Source organism: Actinokineospora pegani, from assembly GCF_009745975.1.
Taxonomy (GTDB): domain Bacteria; phylum Actinomycetota; class Actinomycetes; order Mycobacteriales; family Pseudonocardiaceae; genus Actinokineospora; species Actinokineospora pegani.
Map to the genome: position 1 here is coordinate 1 of NZ_WHOL01000093.1, position 5,795 is coordinate 5,795.

5 protein-coding genes are annotated in these 5,795 nt (G+C 65.1%); all 5 read left to right on the plus strand.

The features are described 5' to 3' along the window. The coding region (locus GCL84_RS29340) for a hypothetical protein (protein WP_197523301.1) at nucleotides 1–428 on the plus strand (428 nt) is incomplete at its 5' end. 431 nt (nucleotides 429–859) lie between these two features. Beyond that, a complete protein-coding gene (locus GCL84_RS16345; RefSeq protein WP_156756342.1) occupies nucleotides 860–1,075 on the plus strand; it encodes a hypothetical protein in 216 nt (71 codons plus the stop codon). Between the two features lie 125 nt (nucleotides 1,076–1,200). Next, nucleotides 1,201–2,244: a hypothetical protein gene (locus tag GCL84_RS16350; protein WP_156756343.1), complete on the plus strand. Its 1,044-nt coding sequence runs from the start codon at nucleotides 1,201–1,203 to the stop codon at nucleotides 2,242–2,244. A 111-nt stretch (nucleotides 2,245–2,355) separates the two neighbouring features. Beyond that, nucleotides 2,356–5,202 (plus strand): polymorphic toxin-type HINT domain-containing protein, encoded by a 2,847-nt coding sequence (locus GCL84_RS16355; protein ID WP_156756344.1) that lies wholly within the window; start codon nucleotides 2,356–2,358, stop codon nucleotides 5,200–5,202. Further along, a complete protein-coding gene (locus GCL84_RS16360; RefSeq protein ID WP_156756345.1) occupies nucleotides 5,199–5,609 on the plus strand; it encodes a hypothetical protein in 411 nt (136 codons plus the stop codon). Before GCL84_RS16355 ends, GCL84_RS16360 begins: the two co-directional genes overlap by 4 nt. Nucleotides 5,610–5,795: the final 186 nt, after the last annotated feature.

Consider the following 5,795-nt stretch of genomic DNA (forward strand, 5'->3'; position numbering starts at 1 on the left):
ACCTGTGGCAGGCCGCCGCTGGGTTGTCCAACGGCTCGCGATCCATTCCCATCGGTCTGGGTTGGCTAGAGGAGGTGATCGAGGTCTGTAACGAGCTCCTGCCCACCCCCACTACTTCCGACACAGTCGTCAACGAGGTTGACCCGGCCACCGCGAACCGCCTCCTAGCAGAGATCGACGCGCTGGAGCCCACCCTCACCCAAAGGATTTCGACCAAGTACGGCCAGGAGATCCCCACGTTCAGCCGCTCGCTGCGCACCTGTGTGACCGATATCAGCCCGGACCTGGCTTTCCGCCTTCTCCTCCGTGCTCTCACCCAGTACGGCGTCGACTACTCCCTTGAGCAGCACGCCCGCTTCGTCGAGCTCGGCAAGCACTTCTCTTACGGTGAACTGGTTGTCCTCACCACTGAGTACCTCGCCTACTGACCGGCGGTAGGGGCCGGCTCGGTGCCCGGGTGTTGATGGTGGTTGCTGGTGGGCTTGCCCAGATGGCCGCGAGTGTTCAACGCTGTGGGCCCGGTGTTGGGTCGGAGGTGGGGTTTGGCGACCCACGGGGGTGGCCTGTGGACAGCTCGGCCTATGTGTGCCGGAAGTATCTTACCCTGGCGGTAGCGTGGGAACCGGGGGGCCGAAGGCCACGGTCTGGGCTACTGGACTCCGCCTGGCGCGGTCGACCCGATCCTGGACTGGTTCCACAAGTACGTCGTCACCTCGATCACCGAGGACTTGCGCACCGGCGGCCCCTCGCAGGTCAAGACCAGTACGAGTACCTGGACGGCGCCGCGTGGCACTACGACTCCAACGACGAGGCCGACGCATCCGAGCGCACCTGGTCGGAGTACCGCGGTTACGGGCGCGTGCGCACCCACCGCGGCGAGCCCACCACCTCCGAGTCGATTTTCCTGCGCGGCATGGACGACGACACCCTGCCCGGCGGCGGCAAACGCGACGTCTGGGTGTCCAACGGCGATGGGCTCTCCATCGAGGACAAGGACCAGTTCAGTGGGTTCGAGCCGGAGACGCGGCTGCTCAGCGGCGGCCAGGTCGTCTCGGCCACGACGTCCGAACCCTAGTTGCTGGAGACCGCTGTCGTGGGCGCGGACAAGGCCGCGATGGTGCGGACCAAGGCCACGCTGACGCGCAGCAAGCAGGGCGACGGTAGCTGGCGCAAGACCCGTAGTTCGTCGAACTTCGACGAGTGGGGTTACATCACCCAGCTCGACGACCAGGGCGACATCGCCGTCAGCGGCGACGAGCACTGCACTGCCACCGCAACACCACCGCCTGGATCCTCAACGCGTCGACGTCCGTCAAGCAGATCGCCAAGCCCTGCTCGGCGTGGCCGGGCGTCGCCGCTGACGTGGTGTCCGACGTCCGCTCGTACTACGACGGCCAGGTCTTCGGGGCCGCGCCGACCAAGGGCGAGGTCACCAAGAGCGAGCGCTGGGACGGCACGGGCTACCAGGTCATCTCCTCCTGGGAGTTCGACGCCTACGGCCGGACGACCAAGTCCACCGACGTCCAGGGCGGCATCACCACCACCGCCTACACCCCGGCGACGGGCAACCCGACGACCGTCACCACGACCAACAAGCTGAACTGGGTCACCACGTCCACCTTGGACACCGCGCGCGGCCTGGCCACGACGGAGGTCGGTGTCAACGGCGAGCGGGCGGACGTCGCCTACGACCCCCTCGGCCGCGTGGTCAAGGTGTGGACGCCCGGCCGGGCCGTCACCGACACGCCCAACACCGAGTACAGCTACGTCTACAACAACCAGACGCCCACCGTCGTGACCAGTAAGTCCCTGCGCGACAACGGGACCTACGCGGTGTCCTACGACCTCTATGACGGGTTCCTCCGCCTGCGCCAGTCGCAAACGCCGGGCGTCGTCGGCGGCAGGCTGCTCACCGACAACTTCTACGACGTCCGCGGCGCGAACTCCAAGGTCAACGGCGTCTACTACAACGAGGACCCGCCGTCAGCGACGCTGTTCGGGGTGCAGGACAACGCGGTCCCGAGCCAGACCGTCACCGAGTACGACGACCTCGGCCGCACCACCGAGACCATTCTGAAGAAGTACGACGTCGAGCAGTGGCGCACCAAGGCGCGCTACGCGGGCGACAACACCTTCACCACCCCGCCGCAGGGCGGCGTCGCCACCGCAGTGATCAAGGACGCCCGCGGCGCGATCGTCGAACGGCGCGAGTACGACGCACCCAGCCCGTCGGGCACCTATTAGGGCGCGGCGTACGACGCGATCAAGTACACCTACGACGCACTGGGCCGCCAGACGGCGACCGTCGACCCGGACCGGGGCCGCAGCGAGTTCACCTACGACTCGCTCGACCAGATGACCACGACCACGGACGCCCGCGGCCAGGTCCTGGCCTTCACCTACGACGACGCGGGCCGCCGCACCGAGACCCGCCTCGGCTCGGCCTCGGGCACCAAGGTCGCGGAGTGGACCTACGACACGCTCCGCAAGGGTCTGCTGACCTCGTCCACCCGCTGGGTGAACGGCAACGCCTACATCCAGCGCGTCGACTCCTACGACGCCCAGAACCGGCCGCTGCTGTCCTCCGTCGTCATCCCCTCCGTCGAGGGCAACCTGGCAGGCACGTACACCTACCAGGCCTCCTACACCGCGATCACCGGCAAACAGCGCTCTCAGACCTTCCCCGCCGTGGGCTCGCTGCCGCAGGAGACAGTCACCCACGACTACAACGTCATGGGCCAGCCCGAAGCGACCCACGGGCTCAACACCTACGCGTCCGAGCACCTGTACACCCCCTACGGCGAGACCGCTCGGGTGACGCTCGGGGCGAGCCCGAAGAAGGTGTGGCTGAGCTCCAGCTACGCCGACGGCACCCGCAGGATGCAGAACGTCCAGGTCAAGCGGGACACAGTGACTCAGCCGATGGTGGCCGACCGCACCTACGACTACGACGCGTACGGCAACGTCCTCAAGATCGCCGACGCGCCCGCGGCAGGCCCGGTCGACACCCAGTGCTTCAACTACGACAACCGCCAGCGGCTGACCAGCGCATGGACGCCCACCAGCGGCGACTGCGCGGCGGCCAAGTCGGCCTCCGCGCTGGGCGGGGCGGCCCCGTACTGGCAGGACTACACCTACGACGAGATCGGCAACCGCACCTCGCTGGTCAAGAAGACCGCGACGAGCACCCTCACCGAGACCTACGCGGTGCCCGCCTCGGGCCCGACCTCGACGCGCCCGCACTCGGTCACCTCCGTGACGAAGGCATCGGGCAGCAGCACAGCGCTCGACGAGTACACCTACGACGCGGCGGGCAACACCGTCACCCGCAAGCTCGCCGGGGCCACCCAGACCCTGGAGTGGGACGCCGAGGGCGAGCTGGTCAAGACGACCGAGGCCAACGGCGCCGTGTCGCAGTTCCTCCACGACGCCGACGGCAACCGCCTCATCCGCCGCGATGCCTCGTCGACCACGCTGTACCTGCCCGGCCAGGAGGCCATCCGCCTACCCAACGGCGCGATCAACACCAAGCGCTACTACAGCCACGGCGGCACCACCGTCGCCATGCGCAGCAACGTCGACGGCCTGCAGTACTTCACCGGCGACCACCACGGCACCGACGACATCTCGATCACCGAGGCCAACAGCCTCTACGTCACCCGTCGCTACAGCGACCCCTTCGGCGGCCCCCGGGGCGCCCAGCCCCGCTACTGGCCCGACGACAAGGGCTTCGTCGACGGCATCAAGGACGCCAACGGCCTGACCGCGGTCGGGGCGAGGTCGTACGACCCGAGAACGGGCCGCTTCGTCAGCACCGACCCGGTCTTCGAGACGACCGAGTCGTTCCGGATGAACGCCTACGGCTACGCCAACAACAACCCGACGACCTACAGCGACCCGACGGGGCTGCGCCTGAGCGAGTGCGAGGGCTTCTACTCCAACACCTGCCCCGACGGCCGAATCAAGCCCACGGCGAGCTACCCCAACACCCAAGCCGAGGCCGACGACCACCACGCCAAGGTGAAGAACCAGCAGCAGGCCAAGAACCAGGCGGCCCGGGAGTTGGGCATGTCGGCCGAGGAGGTTGCGCACATAGAACAGGAGGCGGCCGAGGACAAGGGCTTCTGGGGTGTGATGCTTCAGGAGGCCCCGGACATCATCGGTGACCTGACCGGTTTCAACGACGTTCGCGACTGCTTCACCAAGATGAACCTGTGGGCGTGTGCTGGCCTCATCCCGGTGGGCAAGCTGCTGACCCTGCTCGGTTCGGCCAAGAAGATCTACAAAGCCGTTCAGAAGGCCCTGGCCTACGAAGAACGCATGGCAACCATCCACGCCAAGCTCAACCGCCTGCGCGCACGCACCCTGCAACTGGCCAGGGCGGGCGAGCAAAAGCTCGCCAACATGGCCGCGGGATGCAAGCGGCACAGCTTCCCACCGGGCACCCTGGTCCTGATGGCCGACGGTTCGACGAAACCGATCGAACAGGTTTCTGTTGGAGACCATGTCGTCGCCACAGATCCGGAGACGGGCGAGACGTTCAACCGTAAGGTCACCACGACCTGGGTGCATGACAACGAGCCGACCCGGACCGAGTTGACATTCAGCGACGGGTCAAAGCTCTCCGGGACGGATTGGCATCCGGTGTGGGTGGCCGACCTGAACAAGTGGGTCCCGATCGCCAAGGTGACCTCGGGCTCGTGGCTTCAGACCTCATCGGGGACCTGGCTCCAGGTCACCGCAGCGCGGCAGTTCACGGATCATGGCAAGGCCTACGATCTGACAGTCGACCAGACCCACACGTACTATGTGCTGGCGGGGAACACGTCGGTACTCGTTCACAATTCAGGTGGCACCTGTCCGCTCCACCGAAGTGACACCCGCGGCCCGGACGAGATATTTGAGTCGGGATTTGAGCCGAGAGGTGACAATATGGACCTCCTGGAGCATGCATCCGGATACTCAAGGGACTCTGGATATATTGCCACCAGCACTTCAGAGTCTGTGGCGATCAAGCGCGGCGGAAACGTCTACGAGATTCGCGGCGTTGATGGAGTGGACGTGAATAAGGAATTTCCTGGAAATCCGTTTGCGCATGAAAAGGAGATTGCAATTCCAGGGCGGGTTGATGCAAGTTGCATCGTTGCTTGCAGACTTCGAGACGGAACTAGGGTTCCGAACCCCAACTATGGCGGGGGATGATTGTGGAGGAGTTGGTTCGGACTGCAATCAGGGCAATCGGCGAGAAGGTGAACGTTTTTCTCCAGATTTCTACACCGCCTTCGATTCTTCGGGTGAGATTGACCGATGAAGAGTTTGAGCGAGTCTACGAAGAGGTTGATTTGCTGGAATGTCTCAAATCAGCCCGCCGTGATCTCGAAGCCATGGGCCTGCTCCTGTGTTGCCAGGGTGCGAGATTGAATGTCTTCCCGTCGGGGATGACGAGGCAGATGACGGAAGGTCGATTGGCCTACTCGTTGGAAGCCGGAAAAGAACTCTCTGATGACGATCTCGTGGATATCTTCGCTCCAGCGGACTGTTCCGAAGTCGCAACGCTAGAAGACCAACTAGCGGCAATGCGGGAACTATTTCGCATGAAACGAAGTTGATTCACCTTGGGTGAATCTGATGGCCCCACGGGATTATTCCGGTGGGGCCATCAGTGCGGTTTGACGGCAGCGCTGACGGCAACGTCAGCGGGCGGCTGCTGTGGCCGGCGGGTCTTCAGGGGTGGGCGAGTTCAGGCGGTGGAAGCATCTGCTTGGAGGAGTTCGGTGAATACCTCGCTCGGCTTC